Annotated in this window: 21 protein-coding genes; 8 read left to right on the top strand and 13 right to left on the bottom strand. The window is 44.3% G+C overall.

The window, feature by feature from the left end:
• Window positions 1-18: 18 nt before the first annotated feature.
• Window positions 19-1209, bottom strand: coding sequence for an acyl-CoA dehydrogenase family protein (locus B0H99_RS16860; protein WP_106534856.1), 1191 nt, complete (start codon window positions 1207-1209; stop codon window positions 19-21).
• Window positions 1210-1267: 58 nt separating this feature from the next.
• Complete coding sequence (locus B0H99_RS16855; RefSeq protein WP_106534855.1) at window positions 1268-2749, bottom strand: aldehyde dehydrogenase family protein; 1482 nt, start codon at window positions 2747-2749, stop codon at window positions 1268-1270.
• A gap of 248 nt (window positions 2750-2997) precedes the next feature.
• Here B0H99_RS16855 and B0H99_RS16850 point away from each other — a divergent pair, with 248 nt between their 5' ends.
• The gene (locus B0H99_RS16850; protein WP_106534854.1) at window positions 2998-4017 is read left to right on the top strand and encodes a MerR family transcriptional regulator; all 1020 of its coding nucleotides are present in this window, start codon (window positions 2998-3000) and stop codon (window positions 4015-4017) included.
• Window positions 4018-4284: 267 nt separating this feature from the next.
• On the opposite strand, the gene arsC is transcribed toward B0H99_RS16850, so the two are convergent.
• From arsC to B0H99_RS16820, 6 genes are all read right to left on the bottom strand, one after another.
• Complete coding sequence (gene arsC / locus B0H99_RS16845; protein ID WP_106534853.1) at window positions 4285-4704, bottom strand: arsenate reductase (thioredoxin); 420 nt, start codon at window positions 4702-4704, stop codon at window positions 4285-4287.
• 33 nt (window positions 4705-4737) lie between these two features.
• Window positions 4738-6033, bottom strand: a complete 1296-nt coding sequence (locus B0H99_RS16840; RefSeq protein WP_106534852.1) for an arsenic transporter — start codon at window positions 6031-6033, stop codon at window positions 4738-4740.
• 13 nt (window positions 6034-6046) lie between these two features.
• Window positions 6047-6397: an ArsR/SmtB family transcription factor gene (locus B0H99_RS16835; protein WP_106534851.1), complete on the bottom strand. Its 351-nt coding sequence runs from the start codon at window positions 6395-6397 to the stop codon at window positions 6047-6049.
• A 314-nt stretch (window positions 6398-6711) separates the two neighbouring features.
• Window positions 6712-7857 carry a glycosyltransferase family 2 protein gene (locus B0H99_RS16830; protein WP_106534850.1) on the bottom strand — a complete coding sequence of 382 codons (1146 nt, stop codon included), beginning with the start codon at window positions 7855-7857 and terminating at the stop codon, window positions 6712-6714.
• 33 nt (window positions 7858-7890) lie between these two features.
• A complete protein-coding gene (locus B0H99_RS16825; protein WP_106534849.1) occupies window positions 7891-9423 on the bottom strand; it encodes a phytoene desaturase family protein in 1533 nt (510 codons plus the stop codon).
• 485 nt (window positions 9424-9908) lie between these two features.
• Window positions 9909-11408, bottom strand: a complete 1500-nt coding sequence (locus tag B0H99_RS16820; protein ID WP_106534872.1) for a phytoene desaturase family protein — start codon at window positions 11406-11408, stop codon at window positions 9909-9911.
• 306 nt (window positions 11409-11714) lie between these two features.
• Here B0H99_RS16820 and B0H99_RS16815 point away from each other — a divergent pair, with 306 nt between their 5' ends.
• Window positions 11715-12623, top strand: a complete 909-nt coding sequence (locus B0H99_RS16815; protein WP_106534848.1) for an alpha/beta hydrolase — start codon at window positions 11715-11717, stop codon at window positions 12621-12623.
• Window positions 12624-12836: 213 nt separating this feature from the next.
• Here B0H99_RS16815 and trhO read toward each other — a convergent pair whose 3' ends face one another.
• From trhO to B0H99_RS16795, 4 genes are all read right to left on the bottom strand, one after another.
• Window positions 12837-13799: an oxygen-dependent tRNA uridine(34) hydroxylase TrhO gene (trhO, locus tag B0H99_RS16810; RefSeq protein WP_106534847.1), complete on the bottom strand. Its 963-nt coding sequence runs from the start codon at window positions 13797-13799 to the stop codon at window positions 12837-12839.
• 207 nt (window positions 13800-14006) lie between these two features.
• Complete coding sequence (locus tag B0H99_RS16805) at window positions 14007-14957, bottom strand: 2-hydroxyacid dehydrogenase (RefSeq protein WP_106534846.1); 951 nt, start codon at window positions 14955-14957, stop codon at window positions 14007-14009.
• Window positions 14958-15037: 80 nt separating this feature from the next.
• Complete coding sequence (locus B0H99_RS16800; protein WP_106534845.1) at window positions 15038-15652, bottom strand: DedA family protein; 615 nt, start codon at window positions 15650-15652, stop codon at window positions 15038-15040.
• A 13-nt stretch (window positions 15653-15665) separates the two neighbouring features.
• Entirely contained in the window at window positions 15666-16751 is a 1086-nt protein-coding gene (locus tag B0H99_RS16795; RefSeq protein ID WP_106534844.1) for a metallophosphoesterase, read from the bottom strand.
• Between the two features lie 171 nt (window positions 16752-16922).
• Here B0H99_RS16795 and B0H99_RS16790 point away from each other — a divergent pair, with 171 nt between their 5' ends.
• The 6 genes from B0H99_RS16790 (at window position 16923) to B0H99_RS16765 (ending at window position 20876) form a co-directional block, all read left to right on the top strand.
• Entirely contained in the window at window positions 16923-17282 is a 360-nt protein-coding gene (locus B0H99_RS16790) for a lmo0954 family membrane protein (protein ID WP_106534843.1), read from the top strand.
• Window positions 17279-17917 (top strand): PspA/IM30 family protein, encoded by a 639-nt coding sequence (locus B0H99_RS16785; RefSeq protein WP_106534842.1) that lies wholly within the window; start codon window positions 17279-17281, stop codon window positions 17915-17917. The genes B0H99_RS16790 and B0H99_RS16785 overlap by 4 nt, the downstream gene beginning before the upstream one ends.
• A gap of 67 nt (window positions 17918-17984) precedes the next feature.
• Window positions 17985-18683, top strand: a complete 699-nt coding sequence (liaF, locus tag B0H99_RS16780) for a cell wall-active antibiotics response protein LiaF (protein WP_106534841.1) — start codon at window positions 17985-17987, stop codon at window positions 18681-18683.
• Complete coding sequence (locus B0H99_RS16775) at window positions 18680-19726, top strand: sensor histidine kinase (protein WP_106534840.1); 1047 nt, start codon at window positions 18680-18682, stop codon at window positions 19724-19726. The genes liaF and B0H99_RS16775 overlap by 4 nt, the downstream gene beginning before the upstream one ends.
• A complete protein-coding gene (locus B0H99_RS16770) occupies window positions 19701-20336 on the top strand; it encodes a response regulator transcription factor (RefSeq protein ID WP_106534839.1) in 636 nt (211 codons plus the stop codon). Before B0H99_RS16775 ends, B0H99_RS16770 begins: the two co-directional genes overlap by 26 nt.
• A 159-nt stretch (window positions 20337-20495) precedes the next feature.
• Window positions 20496-20876 (top strand): VOC family protein, encoded by a 381-nt coding sequence (locus B0H99_RS16765; protein ID WP_106534838.1) that lies wholly within the window; start codon window positions 20496-20498, stop codon window positions 20874-20876.
• 102 nt (window positions 20877-20978) lie between these two features.
• Here B0H99_RS16765 and B0H99_RS16760 read toward each other — a convergent pair.
• The coding region (locus tag B0H99_RS16760; protein ID WP_181313583.1) for a transposase at window positions 20979-21143 on the bottom strand (165 nt) is incomplete at its 5' end.

Here is a 21143-nt window from a genome sequence, read left to right as displayed (position 1 = left end):
GTCCAGGCCATCCTTTTACTATTCGAATGGCCAGGCGGGCAACATCCGATTTAATTTTTTATCTTCCCGCTTGCCTAGCACATACTCTGCCTGCATGATCGTGTGGATTTCCCGCGTTCCTTCATAAATGACCGGGGCTTTGGAATTGCGCAAAAAACGGGCGACCGGATACTCATCGGAATACCCATATGCTCCATGGATTTGCATTGCGTCATCCGCCGCTTTATTGGCAAAATTGCATGCCTGCCATTTTGCCAGCGATGTTTCACGTGTATTGCGGATGCCTTTGTTTTTCATTTCCCCCGCCCGGTAGACAAGGAGACGGCTCATTTGATAACCCGCCTCCATATTGGCGATCATTTGCTGGACCAATTGGTGTTCGGCAATCGGTTTGCCAAAAGCAGATCGGGATCTGCAATACTTCACGCTTTCCTCCAAACAAGCCATCATTAAACCGCAAGCTCCTGCCGCTACAGTAAACCGGCCATTATCAAGGGCTGCCATCGCGATTTTAAATCCTTCCCCTTCTTCACCCAACCGGTTTTCAGCCGGTATCTGCAAGTCATCAAAAAACAGTTCGCCTGTATTCCCGGAACGGATGCCATATTTACCTTTGATCGCTTTGGAAGAAAAACCTTCTCGCGTGCGTTCGACAATAAAAGCACTGATTCCTTGATGTTTTTTCACTTTATCTGTATAGGCAAAGACGATAAAATGATCGGCTATATCGCATAGTGAAATCCATGTTTTCTGTCCGTTCAATATATAGCCTTCCCCATCGCGTACAGCCGTAGTCGAAAGAGCCGCAACGTCAGAACCTGCCCCGGGTTCGGTCAAACCGAAAGCCCCGATCTTCTCCCCTTTTGCCTGAGGGACCAAAAACTTTGTTTTCTGTTGTTCTGTTCCCCACTGCAAGAGCGTCATGGAATTTAAACCGGTGTGGACCGAGACAGCTGTGCGGAAAGCAGTGTCACCTCGCTCCAACTCCTCGCATACAACTGCCAGTGAATTATAATCCATGCTGCTGCCGCCGTATTTTTCCGGAATGCATACGCCCATCAACCCCAGATCGGCAAGTCGCCTCCAAATAATTGGATCAAAGGCTCCTTTTGAATCCCATTCTGCAATAAACGGTGAAATTTCGTTGTCCACAAACTGCCTTACCGTTTTCCTTAGCAGTTCATGTTCTTGAGAAAACTCAAAATCCATTCACTATTCCTCCTTACAGGCGGTTCAGGTGTGCTATTGTCGCTGCGCCTGTCTCCTCTTATATTTCGTTATCAATTTGAGCTCGCTGAAGCTTGCCGCTATAATCCACATAGATGCTTTTCCACTCGGTGAAGACGTCAAGAGCAGCAACTCCGGAATCTCGATGGCCGTTCCCAGTCCCTTTTGTTCCTCCAAAAGGCAAATGGATTTCCGCTCCCGTTGTGCCTGCATTAATGTAAACAATGCCCGTATCCAAATCACGCTGGGCTTTAAAAACGCGATTAACATCCTGTGTATAAATGGAACTCGATAGACCGTAAATGACACTGTTATTGACTTCTATCGCTTCTTCAAAACTGGCAACTTCGATGATGGAAACAACCGGGCCAAAAATTTCTTCTTGGGCAATGCGCATATCCGGCGCTACATCTGTAAAGAGTGTCGGAGTGTAATAGTTTCCTTTGTCGTACGGTGCATAGGTTAGAACTTCACCACCAGCAAGCAGTGTCGCCCCTTCTTCTTGGCCGATGCCAATATAGGAATGGATCTTCTCAAGGGCTTTTTTGTTGATCACCGGACCCACTTTCACCGATTCATCCAACCCGTCACCAATCGACAGAGTTTTCATTTTTTCAAGCAGCCTATTTTGAAGTTTTTCTTTCACATCCCGATGGACGATCACCCTGCTGCAGGCCGTACAGCGCTGGCCAGCAGTTCCGAAAGCACTCCACAGAATCCCTTCTACCGCCAAATCCAGGTCTGCATCCTCCATGACAATAACAGCATTTTTTCCTCCCATTTCCAGAGAGACTTTCTTTAAATTGCGGCCTCCTGCTTCAGCAACCTTCCGTCCGGTTTCTGTCGAACCTGTAAAAGAAATAACATGGATATCCGGATGTTCGACCATAGCCGTTCCCACTTCCGAACCTGAGCCGAAGACAATATTTGCTACGCCTTGCGGCAGTTTTACTTCTTCGAAGATTTTAGCCATTTCGTAAGCCATCATTGGCGTCTCTGTCGCCGGCTTCCACAAGAAAGAATTGCCTGATACAATCGCCGGAAACGATTTCCATGTAGCAATTGCCACCGGAAAGTTCCATGGAGTTATCAAACCTACTACTCCGATTGGTGAACGGACGCTCATTGCGAATTTATCCGCAAGTTCCGACGGTGTTGTTTCACCGAACAACCGCCTGCCTTCTCCTGCCATGTAATACGCCATGTCGATGCCTTCTTGCACTTCGCCTCGCGCTTCTTCGATTACTTTCCCCATTTCTTTAGTCAACACTTGCGCCAACTGTTCTTTTTTTTGTTTCATTAGTCTGCCGATTTCATAAAGATAGTCTGCTCTCTTCGGAGCAGGGACCTTCGCCCATTTTTTCTGTGCCACTCTCGCGGCTTTCACCGCTGTGTCCACATCGCTTCTTGTCGATAGCGGCACTTGCGCCAATACTTCTCCATTTGCGGGATTGACTACTTCTGTAAATTCGGCACTAGGATTCTCTTGCCACTTGCCATTTACGTAGTTCGCTAATTTCATAATTGCTCCTCCCTTTTCGTTATAAAAGAAAACGCTTTCATTTTTATTGTTCCATATTTGAGAGGAAAAACCTAGATGCTCATACGCAGATATTTGAATTTTCTTTCTTTTTATAACTCAAACCAATTACTTTCTCAGTCCAAAGTCTTTTTTAATCTGTGTAATAGGAATCAATTGAACTCTTTTTATTGAAACAGATTGACAGTAACGACACGTTATAGTTTAAACTAGTCATGAGGTGATCAATCATGTACAAAGTACAAGAAGTGGCGAAAATTGCAGGTGTCAGTGTCCGAACACTCCATCATTACGATAGCATCGGGCTTATGAAGCCTTCGAATATAGGCTCTAACCGATACCGTTACTATAATGACGAGGATTTGAAACTGCTTCAGCATATTCTATTCTTCAAAGAAATCGGTTTTTCCTTGAAAAAAATTCAAGAACTTGTGGCTGAAGGATTTGATCCAGAACACAGTCTAGCCCAGCACGGAGAGTTTTTGCGCCAGAAACAAGAGCGTCTAGAAAGATTGATCGAAAATGCTGAAATGACGTTGCGTGAGTTCAAAGGTTTGGAAACTTTGACGAACGAACAGCGTTTTAGTGCTTTTACTGGTAAAAATGAAGCGGAGAACATCAATAACTATAAGGCAGCAATTAAACAAGAAGCTCCAAAAGTGCCTGTAGCTGCAGGCGGAATAGAAATTGAAGCGGATGCTGTTTTTTCAGAAGATTCGATAGTGATTAAAGAAATTGGTTTAACTGAAACATTGGAGTTTGCAGAAGAACTAACAATGAAGGAAGAAACGATTATTGATGAAACGTCTTCTGCTGCAGAAACAGCAGCTAGTGAATCAATCAGTTTACCGGAGAACTCTACATCGATTGAAAAAACAGAAGCCATTGAAGAAACCGCTCCTGCAGAAGAGTCACCGCTAGAAGATGAAGCTCAAGTTGAAGAAGTTGCTCCCCAAAAAGAAGCGGAAGACTTGGAGGAAATCAACCGGGAAGGCAACCGCATTTACACTACAGTAGCGTCATTGATGCATTTATCTCCTGAAACGGCCGCGGTCCAAAAAGAAATGGAAGCTTACTACATATTGTTGAACCGTTTCTATAACTGCAATCCGAAAATGTTCCGTGGCCTTGGCGACTTGTATGCCGCTGATAGCCGCTTCTCTAATAATATCGACCAGCACGGCGCAGGGTTATCCAAGTATTTGAAAGACGCCATGTACCTCTACGCCGAAAGCATTGAAAATGCGTGAGCTGATCGGGCCTTGCGCTAATTGCGGCAAAGAAGTTTATTGCAGAGACGGCTTTTTAGAAGGCGTCTACGTAAATGGACAGCTTTTGTGTTTGAGCTGTGCAAAAGAAATTGAAAAAGAAAAATAGGTATGGAAATAGATTTCTGTAGAACCATCTATACCGGAATCAAAAAAGTTTCAACTCTTCTCCTGAAGGATTTTCTTTATGACAATATGCTTGTTTATTTTTCATGAAAAAAGCCGGGATGCAATATCCCGGCTTTTTTCTTATTTTCCTGTTTCTTCAAATGTTCTGATGCGTTCTCCAATGGCATCACGAACGCTTTGGAAGACCGTCCATTTTTCTTCATCCGTTCCTTGCGCTTTTGCAGGATCTTCAAACCCCCAATGATCGCGTTTCACATGCGGTGGTGTGATTGGGCATTTATCCGCTGCATCTCCACACAATGTCACGACAAAATCCGCACTATTTAAAATCTGCAGGTCGATGATATCGGAAGTTTGCTCGGAAATATCAATATCCACTTCATTCATTGCTTTTACCGCGTTCGGGTTTAAACCATGTGCTTCAATCCCGGCACTGAGTACTTGCCACTCGTCTCCAAGAATTTCTTTCCCCCATCCTTCAGCCATCTGGCTGCGGCATGAGTTGCCTGTGCATAGAAAGTACAATGTTTTTTTTGTCATTTGAAAAACTCCTTCTTCAATAAAATTTAGTGTTTAAAGAACCAATAACCATAGATACAACCCGATAAGAGTCGCCAGCAGCGTCGGAATTGTCAGGATTATGCCGACCTTAAAGTAAGTTCCCCAGGAGATTTTTACACCTTTCAACGATAGGACGTGAAGCCACAGAAGTGTAGCAAGCGAGCCGATCGGTGTTATTTTCGGACCGAGATCCGAGCCAATGATATTCGCATAAATTAACGCTTCCCGAATGGTGCCCGTGGTCTGGGTATCGGAAATAGCCAGGGCGTTGATCATAACCGTCGGCATATTGTTCATCACCGATGACAGAATAGCCGCGATAAAGCCCATGGAAATCGTGGCGACAAACAAGCCTTGATTGGCCGCGGCCTGAATAACGTCTCCTAGGATGCTTGTCAATCCGACATTCCGCAGACCATAAACTACAACATACATCCCGAGCGAGAAGAAGACGATTGCCCACGGTGCTCCCCTTAAAATAATTCGCGTGCGTACAGCTGGACTTTTTTGTGCCATCAGGACAAAGAAGATAGCAATGATGCCAGCCACAATGGAGACTGGAACGCCGATAAATTCACTTGAGAAATACCCGATCAGCAAGCCCACCAAAATGAACCACGAAAGCCGGAACATCTTATGGTCTTTGATGGCATCATTCGGTTTTTTTAAATTCGCCACTTCATAATTTTTAGGGATGTCCTTACGGAAAAATAAATACAGTACCAAGATGCTGGCCACTAATGCAAAAAGATTCGGGACAATCATCCGTGAAGCGTATTCCGCAAATCCAATGCCGAAAAAGTCGGCGGAGACGATGTTCACCAAGTTACTGACGACGAGCGGCAACGACGTTGTATCCGCAATAAAACCGCTGGCCATTATAAATGGAAAAATCATCTTTTCTGAGAAGTTTAGATTCCGGACCATTGCCAGGACAATCGGCGTCAAAATCAGTGCCGCCCCGTCATTTGCAAATAACGCAGCCACAAAGGCGCCAAGAATGCTGACAAAAATAAACATGCGCACGCCGTTTCCTTTGGCAAGCCGTGCCATGTGGAGCGCCGACCATTCAAAAAAGCCGATTTCATCCAATATCAATGAAATGATGATGATGGCAATAAACGCCAGTGTTGCATTCCAAACAATTCCTATTACATCTGCTACATCCTGAAAATCAACTACCCCGACCAATAAGGCTAAAACTGCACCGCCCATAGCTGACCATCCGATTGAAAGATTTCTCGGCTGCCAAATGACGAGTATCAGTGTGAGCAGGAAAATCACCGATGCTAAAATCCCTTGTATCATTCTATTCCCTCCACTATTGACAACTGATTCGCAATCCTTGTATTTCCAATTTTTTTATCCGGTCTTCCTGGCTTGGAATAAATTCCAGGATATTCAGAACCAGTTCATACAACTCACTGTTTTTATTCAATGAATAGAAAATCCACTGGCCTTTCCGGTTTTCCTTCACCAGCCCGACATCGCGCAGTTTTCGCAGGTGCTGGCTGATGGCCGATTGGCTGATGCTGAAAATTTCAACAAACTCACAGACGCAGCACTCGTTTTTTTCTAAAAGCTTCATCATCGACAGTCTTGTTTTGTCTCCTAGGAGCTTTAAGACCATGCTTGCTTTCTCGATTTCAATTTCTTTCGCTTTTACTTCCATCTATTCTTTCACCTCACTTATATAAGTTTTTTTTATACATCAGAAACACAATAGCTTCCCTTGTCTTCCAAACCATTAATAGCATATCAGTATATACTTATATACTCAATCTTTTATTTTTCACTATTTATTAGTTCATATCATTTTTTCACAATAAGGGGCCGTCGCATTGGCAGCGGAAACGAGCCTGACTTTTTTACTCTTTATTGTGCAGTATTTTAATTTTGCCATTGAAAAACAGCCCAAAGAATGTCTCAGGGCTGTAAGTAAATATTCGATTTCTGTGTTAACTTCTACTATCAAATACGCTTTACTCAGACGTTTATCTTCCGCCCCTTCCAATTTACCGTGTGCAGTACATTCACCCGGAACGAGGAGTAACTAAAGATACCGATAAAAAATAAAAATAGAACGGGATAGAACAGGAAAATAAATCTAGGGAAATCACCGGTTCTGCGCGCAAAAAATCCGGTTTGAACCGCAAAAATCATATACACCAGACTGCTTGCAATTATTGCAGAAGCTTTCGCTGACGCAATGGCAGAAATCAAAGCGATTGCACTGGTCAAGCTTCCGGAAATCCATACAATGGTCATCAGCATAACAAAGGGATGGGTGGACTTAGATCCAATAGCAAAGCTTTTGCACCAGCCTTCGATCAGGCTTTTCAGACCTTCCGGATACATCCGGAATGAGATGATCCCTTTACCGCCGAGACAGTGAATGGGAAGGTTTTCCTCAAGAAACGCCTCTCCCAGCGCCAAGTCATCCATAAGTGCGCCTTCGATTTTTTTATGGCCCCCTGATGCAAAATAATCATCTTTATTAGTTAGAATGCACGGACCAAACGAACCGGCCGTTCGGAACCGATCTCCCCAAGCGGTAAACACATTCATGCCGACAACCACGATTATATTGAACACGGCAGAAAGATTTTCATAGAGCCGTCGAACCGTATGGAATGGCTGCAAAGCCAATATCCCTTTTGCGCCTTTATCTTTATAGGAAAGGCGTAAATTCTCGAGAGCATCCCTGTTCGTGAAATAGGTATCAGCATCCAAGAATAAGAGCCACTCCCCTTTTGCCTGGTTTGCTCCGTACCAGCAGGCTGCCGACTTTCCTGCTCCCTGCCTTTCCCCTTTCTTTTGGAGAACATTTGCTCCTAAACTTTCTGCAACGGCAGCTGTATTGTCCGATGAATCATCATCAACGACCAATACTTCGAATGATTGGAGATTCTGCTCATTTAATGATTCCAATAACGGCGTAATCCGAGCGCTTTCATTTCTTGCAGGAATGATGACGGACAGAAATGGAAGATCATCCCAATGATCCCGCGGTTCAGGCTTAGGCAATGAATGCTCACGCGGCTTTGGCCTTGGCAGCGACTTGAACATAAGAAAGCCGACCCCGGCTGCAACTAAACCGATTGTGAGATTAACAATATTAGAAGCTGGCATCTAGATACCTCCTTTAATAAGTGTGGATATCGCTTACAATTTACTACTCGAGAGCTTTTGAATGACTTCTTGATCGTCATCCATCAGTTCCTGCGCGGCAATTTTTGCGGATAAAAGGACGATTGGCACTCCAGCTCCCGGATGTGTGCTGCTCCCGGTAAAATACAAATTCGAACAGTGCGTAGCCTTGCTTTGCGGACGCAAGTGATTGCTTTGTGACAACGTCGGCTGCAGCCCAAAAGCTGCACCTTTAAAGGCATTGAACTTCTTCTCAAAATCCAGTGGCGTTATGCACATTTCCGCTACAATTTCCTTTTCCACATGCTCAAATCCCGGAATCTTTTTTAACGCATTTAAGATGTAGCCGCGGTAATAAGCGATTGTTTCGTCGTTCCAGTCGTAATTCGCTGTCGCCGCATTTGAAACCGGCATTAAAATGTACAAGCCGTCTTTTCCATCGGGCGCAAGAGTCGGATCCATTTTTGAAGCGATATAGACATAGAAAGAAGCATCCTCCAACTTTTTCCCAGAGAAAATATCCTCCAGGTTTTTGTCCAGCTTTTCATTAAAAATGAAATTATGAACCCTTTCGACTTCCGTATATTTTCTGTCCATGCCCAAATACAATAAAAAACAAGAACACGTGTATTTCATCTTATCGAGTTTTTTGTCGGTAAACTTGCCTTTCGCGGCCGGTTCTTTGACCAGGTTTTTCATGGCATAAGGGAAGTCCGCATTGCACACGACGAAGTCTGCAGAAACCTTCTTGCCATCAACAAGGATGCCGATGGCTTTTTTATCATCAATGCAGATTTCTTGCACAGACTGATTATAGAAGATTTCTCCGCCAAGTTCTTTAAAGAGCCTTTCCATCGAGGAGGCCATGGTGTACATGCCGCCTTTGATAAACCAGACGCCATATAGAAACTGAAGCATCGGAATCATGGTATAAAACGATGGGCTCTTATACGGGGAAATGCCTATGTACAACGTTTGAAAACTGATAATTTGCTTCAACCGTTCGTCTTTGATATATCGCCCGATAAACTGATTGGCTGTGTCGAGCACCCGCATGTTCGAATTTCTCTTCGACATGGCATGGTTGTAAAAATCCCGGTGCCTGCGGAATGGCTTTTCTAAAATATCATATCTTGCATAGGCATAAAGTTTATGTGCCTCGTGAAGATATTGAAAAAACCCTCCAACATCTGCCGGATTGATGGCTTCAATGGTTTTTGTCAATCGTACAAGATCAGAAGACATATCAATTGGTTTGGTGGGCGCATTACTGAAATACGCCCGATACATCGGATCCAGTTTATCCATCGGAATATAATCATCGGGGTTACGGCCACACAGCTCGAATAGTTCCTGGTACACTTCCGGCATCATGACAATACTAGGACCCAAATCGAATTTATAACCGTCGACTTCAACCCGGTTCATCTTTCCGCCGGGCGTAGATTCTTTTTCGTATAAGGCTACCTGGTAGCCGGCATTCTGAAGTCTGATGGCGCTTGCCAGTCCGGCCACCCCTGCACCGATCACAATCACTTTCTTTTTCACAAGGATTCCCTCCTTTCATAGGATACGATGGCTTTAATGAAACTGTTCTCTTATATTAGCGTAACCAATATTCCGCATAACAGCTACGCTTGCCGCGGGGTCTCGGCTGTCTCGCTGTCCCGCAGGCGTCTACGCTGTTTTGCTCCATATCTTGATAACAACCAAGAACCCTGAGAAAGCTTAACTTTCCAGGTACTTCTTATCCAGCAAATCGCTTCAATGAAAAAAATAGTGGTTGATTGAAGCGGATGGCGGCGACTCCAGCGGGAAAGTATGTGCCGAAGACCCTGGACTGAGCATAGCGAGGGAAGCGGCTGAAGCCGTGCCCGCGGAAAGCGTTCGCCTGGAGCAAAAGATTTAGGCTTTTGTAAGATTTCTCGAAGACCTGACATTCATATCTTTTTTAGAAAGGATATCTTGAATGATGGTTTTAATTTCAAACTCTTTTTGCAACAACTATAGATTCTTTACATGGAAATCCCTCGTTATTTACCTAAACCCATATCCCGTTCAACAATTTTTCTTCCGACCTGCTGGCCGCTCAAAGTGACCATCGGCATCCCGCCGCCCGGGTTCACAGTTCCACCGACAAAGTACAGATTGTCGTATCGGTCGCTTTGTTTTGGGTGTTTGAACCCTTTGTTTATGCTGCGGTCCGACAGTGTTCCGTAAATCGCACCGCGGTCGGAGCCGTAAACCCGCTGGATATCCTCGGGCGTCCATATATCCTTCGTCACAATGTTTTCCCGCAATCCTTCCAGGCCCATGCGTTCCAATTTGATCAACACTTTTTCTGCGAAGTCCGCATACTCCTGCTGCGTGAAAGGTTTGTCCTGGATATATGGAATGTGCGGCAGGACTTTTATATTTTCATGTCCGGGCGGCGCCTGAGCCGGATCGGTTTTATTCACATTAACCAAATAAATTACCGGATCATCCGGCAACTTGTGTTCATGGAAGATCGTATGCATCTGTTTCTTCATATCTTCCGCAAAGAAGAAATTATGATGGCGGAGCTGCGGATAACTTTTTTTGACGCCCAGATGCATCACAAGTCCAGAGCTGGCTGGTTCAAATTTTTTCTTCAGCTTTTCGACATAAGGCTTCTTTTCATCCAGCAGCTGCTCATAGAACGGAATAACTTCCATATTGGAGATGTAATAATCCGCAGCCACCTTAGCCCCGTCTTCCAACAGAGCGCCGGTGATTTTGCCTTTCTCTTTATAAAGGCGACTGACCCCCACTCCGGTATAAATATTGACGCCAGCTTCTTCGGCCAGCCGCACAAGCGCGTCCGCCAGCCGATTCATGCCGCCGGGCACATACCATACGCCTTGATCATGCTGCATGTAAATCATCATATTTAAAACGGCTGGTGCATCATAAGGAGAAGAACCGACATACTTTATAAAGTAAGAAAGCATATCCTTCAATTGTTTATTACTGATCCGTTTATCAATGGCACTATGTACGGTCGAAAAAAGATCGAAACCTTTTAGTGATTCAAACGCCCCATGGTACTTCCCAATTTCTTTCGCGCTTTCCAGCCCTTGATTGAAGTAACCTTTTTCGGTGATATCATACAGCTTTTTGGAGTATTTCAGCAGCTCTTTATACTCTCGCATATCCCGCTCACTTAATGACGGATTCTTCCTTTCCATTTCAGCCAAGTCCTGATGCAAGTCAATAACGTTTCCATCTGGAAAAAAGGAACGCCATTGGTGGTCCAGCCGAATGATCGGCACGTAGTCCTCTATCTGTTTTCCGCTATCTTCAAATAATTTCGCGAAAATTTTTGGCATCGTCAAGATGGACGGTCCAAGGTCAAAGCCGAAACCATCCTGTTCGAGACGGTTCAATTTTCCGCCGATGTGGTTGTTTTTTTCAAATAAGGAAACTTTATATCCGCGTTGTGCGAGGGAAATGGCGGCGGATATCCCGCCGAGCCCTCCACCAATAATTAATATTTTTTTATTTTCAGTCAACTTCACCAGCACCTTCCCATAGTTTAAGCCCGACTTTCAATAGCAGCATCGATTTGTATCACTTCCTCTATTACCCTTATCATTCCAGTTCAACACCTGCACGGCAATTCTTTCGGACAATAAAACAGTTGAACCCTCGGCGCCCAAATATATGCTTGCTTGCTGTTTCCTATAAAGTCGGTGCATCGCTGGCTTCGGCATTGAAAGACTGACACAGCAGCCTCTCTTTATCTTTAGCTAAGAGGCTCTACGATTGACTGCTTACCGCTTCAATGGATAGAATGGGTTAAAAAAGCGAGGTCCTTTATGTTAACCATTATTGGCGCAAAGTTGCTTCGACTCCTGCCTGATCCGGCATTAAAAAATCCTACAATCTCTCCGCAGCCGGTAAAAACGAAAAAAGATTTCCTTGTTGATACATCTGTCCAGCCCACTTACCTGTCTTTCTACTATCCATTGGATGCCGAACAGGAGAAATTTCCGGTCTACATCAATTTCCACGGTGGAGCATTCATCATGAACGATAAAGAAATGGATGATCCGTACTGCCGCTTCCTGGCGAATGAGACAGGCTGCGTCATCCTTAATATCGGCGTTGCAAAAGCTCCGGAGCACCCGTTTCCAAAACCGATTGAACAAAGCTACGAGATTCTTCAATGGATGAAAAACAGAGCAGACGAATTGAACATCGATCCGAATCAGATCATGGTGGGCGGGCAAAGCTCAGGCGCGAATATCGCAGCAGCCCTATGCCTTTACCTTGTAGAGAAAGGGGAAAACCAGCCGCTTCTCCAAGTACTATCCTGCCCAATGCTGGATTTTGCCACGCCGCATGCCGATAAACCCGAACCGAAGTGGCTGCGCGCCCGGTATCCTCAAGTCGCGAACTTTTTGAACATGTGCTATCTGCCTGACCCGGCACAAGCTTCCAACCCGCTCGCTTCCCCTGTCTTTGCCGATATTAGGAGCGGCTTAGCCCCGGCCCTTATTCTCATCGCTGAACATGATGCATTCAGGCCGGAAGCCGAAGTCTATTCCGGGAAATTAAAAGCCGCCGGAATCAATGTGCATGAGGAAATTTTCGAAGGCGCTTCTCATGCATTTACGCATATAGGCCCGAAAGACGCGGCCGAGAAAGCTTGGAAGCTGGTGGCGGAAAAAATCAAGGAAACGATAGCTTCATATACAAACCAAAACAAAAACATACCTAGTTGATTATTAGCTGCTTCCCTTTTCGCCTATTATAGAGGAGCCGTTCTCAATAGAATCATTTGATTCTGAGGATGGCTCCTTTGTAATAGTCGGGGATAAAATGAATGCTTTAACGCATAGGTCCATTCGGAATTTTATTAAACAGTATACAAAAATTAAAAAACGTATTGGATTTTAGTCCAGTACGTTTTTTAGCATTTTTTATAGAACTGTATATTAAACTTCGGCAGTTTCTTTTATAGCATCCAATCGCGCTTGCACTTCCACGCCCGTTAAGCCATGTTCAAATGCATAGCGGTTGCGTGGGTGTTCACGGCACTCGTCAGAGCATGAACGCATGTATTTATGTTCGTTTTCTTCAGACGCCAAAATTTTCTTGTTGCAATCAGGATTTGCGCAGTTTACATAGCGCTCACACGGTTCCCCGGTGAAATGGTCTTTACCGACCACTACATGTTCCACTTGGTTGACTGGAACCGCGATACGCTCATCAAAAACGTATAATTGGCCGTCCCATAGTTTCCCTTGCACTTCCGGGTCTTTTCCGTAAGTGACGATGCCGCCGTGCAATTGGGCTACATCTTCAAATCCTTCTTTTTTCAACCAGCCAGAGAATTTTTCACAGCGAATTCCGCCCGTGCAATACGTTAAGATCTGCTTGCCTTCAAACATTTCTTTGTTTTCACGGACCCATTCCGGAAGATCACGGAAGTTTTCAACATCGGGGCGTACAGCACCGCGGAAATGGCCTAGGTCATATTCATAGTCGTTGCGTGCATCAAGCACGATTGTGTCCTGATCTTGCATGCGTTTATAAAATTCAGCCGGCTCTAAGTAAGTGCCTGTTAATTCATTCGGGTTTACATCATCTTCTAGTCCAAGGTGAACAATTTCTTTTTTCGGGCGGACATGCATTTTTTTGAACGCATGGCCTTCAGCCGCATCAATTTTGAAAACGATATCTGAAAAACGAGGATCGCTTTTCACCATCTCCATATAGGCTTCTGTTTGTTCAATCGTACCGGAACATGTACCATTGATTCCTTCGTGAGAAACAAGGATACGTCCCTTCAGTTCTAATGCTTTGCAAGCTGCCAGATGTTCAGCCGCGAAAGTCTCAGGATCTTCGATCGGTGTGTATAAATAATAAAGTAAAACGTTATGTGTATGATTTTGCATGAATCATACCTCCTATTCTTTCATTTCGTTTCCTGGTCCTTAAAGATTCAAAAACCTTATCAATTCTACAACAAACCAGTATATTTTTCAACTTTTCAAAAGTACAAAAGACATCCCCAGAGTGGATGCCTTTTATAAAACGAACATTTTCTGACCGTTAAAGCCATTTGATACCGTAAGGTTTAATCAACTTAACAGCTGTTCCTTTTAACAAACGCGATTTTTAACGGAGCGGCCATCTAAACAGGCGGCAATCGCTTCAGCGTTCATTTCCATCATGGCCAGACGCGTCTGGACTGTAGCGCTGCCAATGTGCGGCAGAACGGTTACATTCGGCAAAGTTAGCAATGGGTGATCTGCCGGCACCGGTTCCTGTTCAAAAACATCCAGTCCTGCTCCCCATATTTTGTTGGCTTTCAATGCTTCATATAAAGCCGCTTCTTCTACAACGCCGCCACGTGCCACATTGATCAAGATTGCGGTTTCTTTCATCAACGACAATTCCCTTTCGCCAATCAACCCTTTTGTTTCTTTTGTCAACGGCGTTAAAAGAACAACATAATCTGAAGTTTGAAGAAGTTCGTCTAATGTTGCATATTTAACATCTTCCAAACTTTTGCGTGTCCGGTTGTGATAAAGAACATTCATCCCAAACCCTTGACCACGTCTTGCTACTGCTTCTCCTATCCGGCCCATGCCAATAATTCCAAGCGTGGCACCTCCAACGTTTTGGCCGGTCATGCCCATCGGCGTCCAAGATTTCCATTCACCCGAACGGACGGTTTTATCGGCTTCAACAATGCGCCGCGCAGTCGCAAGCAATAGCGCGAACGTCAAGTCAGCGGTCGTCTCTGTTAAAACTTCCGGAGTGTTAGTGACCATCACTCCATTTTCATGAGCTGCATCCAAATCGATGTTGTTATAGCCTACTGCAAGATTGGTGATGATTTTCAAGTTCGGCGCAGCTTCAAATACCGAACGGTCGATGTTGTCGGAAAGCATCGACCAAAGGGCATGCGCTTCTTTGACTTGCTCCAGCAATTCCTCACGCGGTGCAGCCGATTGATCGTCATGCCACATGCGGACTTCGTATAAATCCCGCAGCTTTGTAACTGCTTGTTCCGGTAATTTTTGTGTTATGTAAATGATTGGTTTCATATTATCCCTCCGCTTCCTATTATCTAACAATTGTATCAATTAAAAAAACTGCAGGCAATTTCCTGCAGTTCCACTAGATTTTAATTTGTCCGTGTTCTGATTTTTTTAATGTAGTACCAGACCGCAACGAGTGCAGCTAAAGCAAGCAACGCATATACGACATTCGAGTAAATCTCCAACTGCTCCAGAATTTTTTCCCGGTTGTCGCCTACCGCTTCGCCGATAAAGACCAGTACAGTATTCCATATGACTGTGCCGAGCGTGGTGAAGAGCAGAAATTGCCAAAAGCGCATATTCGACATCCCTGCAGGAATGGAAATCAAGCTCCGCACAAGCGGGACCAGCCGGCCGAAAAATACGGTCCATATGCCAAAACGGTCAAACCAAGCATCCGCACGATGTAAATCTTCGTGCTTCACTTTCAGCCAGTTGCCATATTTGCCGATGATTTTTTCCAGCCGTTCCACATCTAAGAGTAAGCCGACACCATAAAGTACAACTGCACCAATTACCGAACCGGCAGTTGACGCAGCAATAACCCCTGGAATCGTCATTGTTGTTGTTGTAGTCATAAAGCCGCCCACTGTTAAAATAACCTCCGATGGAATCGGCGGAAATACATTCTCCAATAAGATGAGCAAGAAAATCCCTATATAACCGTAATCCGACATGACAGATATAATCCACTGTTCCATTTGTCCGCTCCCTTTACTTTTTCTTTTCGAATTTCATTTTGATCGACCATAGTTCCGAACGGCTGCCGATACGTATTGGCGGTCCCCAGAACCCGAAGCCGGAAGAAACGAGAAAATGGGAGTTGCCTTTTTGCCGATGGCCATAATCCAGCTCAAATACTTTTTTAGTGATTAGACGATTTGGCCACATCTGCCCCTTATGGGTATGTCCGGATACTTGCAGATCCACGCCAAGCCGAGTCGGCACATCTAATGGCGAAGGCGTATGATCCATGACGATCCATGGCAGATCGTTCTTGGGTTTTAATGTTTCAAGAAGCGGCCGATTGCGGAACGACCGGTCCTGTCTTCCTGTAAGATAGAAACGATTATCAATCGATAGGGTTTCATCACGTAAGATATGGACACCTGACTTTTCCATCAACTGGACAAGCAAGGGTATTTTTTTGCCGTAATAATCATGGTTTCCCAAAATGCCATAAACTCCGATATTCGCTTCTAACTGGCTCATTACATCCGCCATTCCATAACGCCCATACCAGATTGGATCATCGTCGACCAGATCTCCTGCCAGCAGGACCACATCCGGGTTCAAACCATTGCTTTTTTTGACAAAGCGCTGTAAGTGGTTTTTACCAGACAAGACACCCAAGTGGAAATCCGATGCCAGGACAATGTGCAGGGGTTCCGCTTCCGGAGCATCTACTGTGATTTCAAGTTCCCTTACTACCGGATTATAAGCTGAAAAAGAGCCTATTATAAAAATTAGCAGGAAAATTCCGGCCATCACTGAACCGACGATCAATGCCGGCTGTTCTGAAGGCACAAACAAACTGGCGATATCCGCTAGTGGCAGAAGAAGGACCGCATATTCGAAAAAAGCGAACCAGTAAGCTCCTATGACTGAAAAAAATAGCCATTGATGGCCAAGTCTGCCTATCAAATAGCTGAAAGCCCATAAAAACCAGACTACGCTAAAAAGCCAAGGGTTCAATCCAGGCATCAAACTATGCAGCCAAAGGTATACATTCCAGCCAATAAAGGCTGAAAGACCCGTATAAATGAATAAAGTGCCGATACTGGCCGTAATAATTCTCATCGATAAATCTCCTCTTCGTAATATAAAAGCCATTATACCATTCTATGCCCAATTCAATTATTCTTACTCCCCTCTACGCCTCAAGTCTTAGAAAAAGATGCAGTCATGGACCGTATTGCAAAATCTTTTCCGTTGTTAAGATGAATATATAAATCGAGAGGAGGAATTACCTTGAACAAATTTTGGTTGATCACATTCGGCATTATCGCCGGAATCGTCGCACTCTCCCATATTGGGCCAATGATCGGATTGGCAGTCTCAGGTTTAATCATCTACATCGGCGTACACTTTTACCTAGGAAGTACGTCAACCTTCAAAAAAGTTTGGTGGGCATTTGTCGGAATCGTCGGTGCGATTTCTGCAATTTCCAACGCACCGGCACTTATTGGTGTAGCAGCAGTTGCCGCTCTATGGATGATTTACCGAAAGTGGAACAACAAACCAACCACCAGCTTTGCTGAAACAAATGATCCTTTCACGAATTTCGAAAAGCAATGGAGCAAACTTTCAAAACAGGAGGAATTCAAATGACCACACTATGGGAACGCTTTAAATTCGCAGTTGCAACCGATATGGATAAAGTGCTGACAAAACGAGAAGAAAAAAACCCTATCGCCTTATTGAACCAGTATATTACAGAAGCCGAAAAACAGACAGAAACAACCGGCAAATGGCTGGAACGCCAAGCCCAGTTAACCCGCAAACTGGAAAAAGAATTAGCGGAAGCTTCTGCCATGCTCGATAAACGCACTTCCCAATTGGAACTTGCAAATGCTTCAGGCGAAAGCGATTTGGCTGACTTCGCTGAAATGGAAGTTGCCGCATATTCAAACCGTGTGGCAGAACTAAATGCGAGCATCAGCGAGAACTTCTCCGAGTTAAACCGTTTGGAGCAGCGCTATGAAGAAATGAAACATAAAGTGAAAGATATGAAAGTTAAACAGCTTCAATTAATGGGGAAAGAAAATGCTACACGCGCCCATTACCAAATGGACAAAGTTTTAAGCCCTGAGCTAGTGGCTGAACGCATCGGTTCATATGATGATATGGCTTCTTACATCAAGAAGCTTGGCACAAAAATCGAAGATGATTATGAGCGTTCAGATATGGAGCGCCGGTTAGAAGTTTTAGAAAAAAACAGCGCAAAGCATCAGGAAATTGGTTAAACTGAAAGTGAGAAGAAGAAACACTTCTTCTCACTTTTCTGCTACAAAGAAGGAGGCGAAAACAGCCATGCAACGTTACTCAACTAATAAACAAGCGTTTTTTCTGCTCAGCGCTTTGCTTCTCGTATTCATCGAATCAGCCTTTTTTAGCAATGGCAGTGTGTTTTTGGTTCTTCTTGGTATCGGATTAGTTTATTTTGGGCTTAAAAAAACAAAAAGATCTCGGAAATTTTATTTATGGACCGGATTTATATTCATCGGCATTTCCATACTTTCCATGTGGAGTTTGCGCGCGTTTATCCTCGTGGTTGCCATTTACCTGTTAGTCCGTCTATGGAAAGGCGACGAGTGGCAGCAAGAAGTGCCTATTCAGCAAACCGTTGACCATGGACTAATTAAAAATAAATTTTTTTCAGCACAAAGCACGCCAATTGAAGCATACGAATGGAAAGACATCCATGTACAAGGTTTTATTGGAGATCTTTTTATAGATGCTACACAAACCGTCTTGCCCAAAAAAACTTCATTAGTTTCCATCCGGCAAGGTTTCGGTAAAGTGCGCGTCATTGTTCCTTATGAAGTGCCAGTCCGCATCTACTACTCAACGCTCATTGGTGAAGCTTGTTTTTTCAATAAAGAAAAGCAACGCATCTGGTATGGAACTGCCCAAGCAGAAGACGGCTATAAGGAGGCGGTGGCAAATAAAGCGGAGATGATCATATCGGTTACAACCTGGATGGGCGATGTCGAGGTGATTCGCAGATGAGACAAATTCTGCCGCGAAGCCTGTTTTTCATGGGGATATTTGCTGTTATTATTTTCGGCATCCTGCTTGTTCTTTTAGGCATGCCTACAGTCCAAAAATGGTCGATTCTCTGGAATGATTTTGTTGCCGGCCTGCCTTTCGGTTTATGGCTCCTCGTCATTATGCTTGTACTGGCAAGCGGAATTTCCTGGTGGTCTGAATCTTTGTCGCGTTCTAAAGTAAAAGAAGTCGACGCCATTTTCCAGGCACTTTTACGAAATGAGGACCAGACGGTCATTAGAGCCGCCCATATGAAAACATTGCCGAATAACCTATCAACTTCCATTTTAAAACTGCAAAAATTGTTGGAGTCCCAACGCAAAAGCTTGGCTCGTATTTCAAATGAACGGGCGGAAACGCAGGATAAAATCATCCAGGAGCGGTTAGTTATGGAACGCCAAAGGCTCGCACGCGAATTGCACGACTCCGTTTCCCAGCAATTGTTCGCTGCTTCAATGCTGCTGTCTTCCATGACCGAAAGCGGCGAGACAACACCGGCTTTGATACAGACTGAAAAAATGGTGCAGCAAGCGCAACTTGAAATGCGAGCCCTTCTTCTGCACCTGCGTCCTGCCGCTCTTCACGATAAAACACTGCAGCAGGGGTTGTTTGAACTTGTAGCTGAACTAAAAGAGAAAGTGCACTTTACAATCGAGCATAAGCTGGAAGATGTTCCTCTTCAAAAAGGCGCTGAAGACCACTTGTTCCGGATTGCCCAAGAAACTTTGTCGAATACATTGCGCCATTCCAAAGCGACCGAAGTCCATATTTTATTTGTCGAAAGGGATAGTTTTGCCATTTTACGCATCCAGGACAACGGAATCGGTTTTGAGAGCGAACAATCCAAATCCACTTCCTATGGCTTAAAGCATATCGAAGAACGCGCCATTGAAATCGGTGCTACCAGCAAGATTGTTTCTGTACCATCAGAAGGAACGATTGTCGAAGTGAAAGTACCTATTGAAAGGAAGGTTCTAGATGATTCGAATCTTATTAGTCGATGACCATGAAATGGTTCGCATTGGAGTTTCCGCTTATTTGCAAGCCCAAAAAGATATGGAAGTGATTGGCGAAGCATCAAACGGCAAAGAAGCTGTGGAAATGGCACTCGCTTTACGCCCCGACGTTATTTTGATGGATATGGTCATGCCTGTCATGAATGGAGCTGAAGCAACAGACCTTATTATCACGCAGTGGCCTGAAGCAAAAATCATGATCGTCACAAGTTTTTTAGACGATGACAAAGTTTATCCCGCGCTTAAAGCCGGCGCCGTCAGTTACATATTGAAAACATCTAAAGCTTCACGAATCGCTGAATCCATTCGTGCCACAATGAACGGTACACCCGTTCTCGAACCCGAAGTGATGAGCAAAATGATGAAGCAAATGCGCCATAGCCATGTACCCCATGAGGATTTGACAGAGCGTGAAATGGAGATTTTGCTGCTCATGGCGAATGGCTATTCGAATCAGGAAATCGCTGACGAGCTTTTTATCGCCTTAAAAACGGTCAAGACGCACGTCAGCAACCTGCTCGCGAAGCTTGAAGTCCATGACCGGACCCAAGCGGTCATTTATGCTTTTCAGCACAAATTGGTTTCCCCGCCCCAATGATTATTAACATTCAAGGCCATCGGCTTTCTGATGGTCTTTCTTTTTGAACTGATAAAGTGATTACGGCAAAGACTTATCAAATGATAAGATTGATTATTCCGTTAATTCATTTAAAATGAACTTAGCTATGATTTTATAACAGTATAAGGAGCTGGAATGATGATCAATAAACTTGGCCAAGTGATGTTGTATGTGAACAATCAAGATAAAGCAGTGGAGTTTTGGACAAAAAAATTAGGGTTTACTGTACTTGCTGATGAAACTGCTCACGGGTTGAGATGGATTGAAGTGGCTCCAGCACGAAATGCCGGAACAAGCATTGTCTTGCACAACAAAAAATCAGTCGCTGAAATGTCGCCTGACTTGAATCTTGGCACTCCTTCTTTGATGTTTTATACGGAGGAGATTGAAAAACTGTATCAGGATCTTTCCAGCAATAACATTACAGTTGGAGAAATTGTGGAAATGCCTACAGGCAAAGTATTTAATTTTGCTGATGATGAAGAGAATTATTTTGCAGTAATGGAAAAAGCAAAGTAAAAAAAGGACTCGTTAGAGTCCTTTTTTACAGAGTGTTGAGTAACCCTTTGATATAAGATAAGAACTTATTTGTTCATCAAAAGAAAAGAAAACTTCCGATTTTTACGCCCTCCTTGCCAGAAGGAGGGCCATTTTTTTGATGTTTTGCGTGGCGGCTGTCAGGAAAGCCTGCTCTTGGACAGACGGACGCCCTCGGCGTCTTGCGTAGCGAAAGCCATGGAGTTCTTTGGCATCCGCAAAGCTTCTTTCAATGGTTTGGCTGCGCAG

The sequence above is a fragment of the Planomicrobium soli genome (assembly GCF_003014655.1).
Classification (GTDB): Bacteria; Bacillota; Bacilli; order Bacillales_A; family Planococcaceae; genus Planococcus; species Planococcus soli_B.
This window is presented reverse-complemented; position numbering and strand designations above follow the sequence as displayed.

Bases quoted from the DNA above. Each gene is read 5' to 3' on its own strand.
- B0H99_RS16860 (WP_106534856.1), bottom strand. From the start codon at position 1,209: ATGGATTTTGAGTTTTCTCAAGAACATGAACTGCTAAGGAAAACGGTA.
- B0H99_RS16855 (WP_106534855.1), bottom strand. From the start codon at position 2,749: ATGAAATTAGCGAACTACGTAAATGGCAAGTGGCAAGAGAATCCTAGT.
- B0H99_RS16850 (WP_106534854.1), top strand. From the start codon at position 2,998: ATGTACAAAGTACAAGAAGTGGCGAAAATTGCAGGTGTCAGTGTCCGA.
- arsC (WP_106534853.1), bottom strand. From the start codon at position 4,704: ATGACAAAAAAAACATTGTACTTTCTATGCACAGGCAACTCATGCCGC.
- B0H99_RS16840 (WP_106534852.1), bottom strand. From the start codon at position 6,033: ATGATACAAGGGATTTTAGCATCGGTGATTTTCCTGCTCACACTGATA.
- B0H99_RS16835 (WP_106534851.1), bottom strand. From the start codon at position 6,397: ATGGAAGTAAAAGCGAAAGAAATTGAAATCGAGAAAGCAAGCATGGTC.
- B0H99_RS16830 (WP_106534850.1), bottom strand. From the start codon at position 7,857: ATGCCAGCTTCTAATATTGTTAATCTCACAATCGGTTTAGTTGCAGCC.
- B0H99_RS16815 (WP_106534848.1), top strand. From the start codon at position 11,715: ATGTTAACCATTATTGGCGCAAAGTTGCTTCGACTCCTGCCTGATCCG.
- trhO (WP_106534847.1), bottom strand. From the start codon at position 13,799: ATGCAAAATCATACACATAACGTTTTACTTTATTATTTATACACACCG.
- B0H99_RS16805 (WP_106534846.1), bottom strand. From the start codon at position 14,957: ATGAAACCAATCATTTACATAACACAAAAATTACCGGAACAAGCAGTT.
- B0H99_RS16800 (WP_106534845.1), bottom strand. From the start codon at position 15,652: ATGGAACAGTGGATTATATCTGTCATGTCGGATTACGGTTATATAGGG.
- B0H99_RS16795 (WP_106534844.1), bottom strand. From the start codon at position 16,751: ATGAGAATTATTACGGCCAGTATCGGCACTTTATTCATTTATACGGGT.
- B0H99_RS16785 (WP_106534842.1), top strand. From the start codon at position 17,279: ATGACCACACTATGGGAACGCTTTAAATTCGCAGTTGCAACCGATATG.
- liaF (WP_106534841.1), top strand. From the start codon at position 17,985: ATGCAACGTTACTCAACTAATAAACAAGCGTTTTTTCTGCTCAGCGCT.
- B0H99_RS16775 (WP_106534840.1), top strand. From the start codon at position 18,680: ATGAGACAAATTCTGCCGCGAAGCCTGTTTTTCATGGGGATATTTGCT.
- B0H99_RS16770 (WP_106534839.1), top strand. From the start codon at position 19,701: ATGATTCGAATCTTATTAGTCGATGACCATGAAATGGTTCGCATTGGA.
- B0H99_RS16765 (WP_106534838.1), top strand. From the start codon at position 20,496: ATGATCAATAAACTTGGCCAAGTGATGTTGTATGTGAACAATCAAGAT.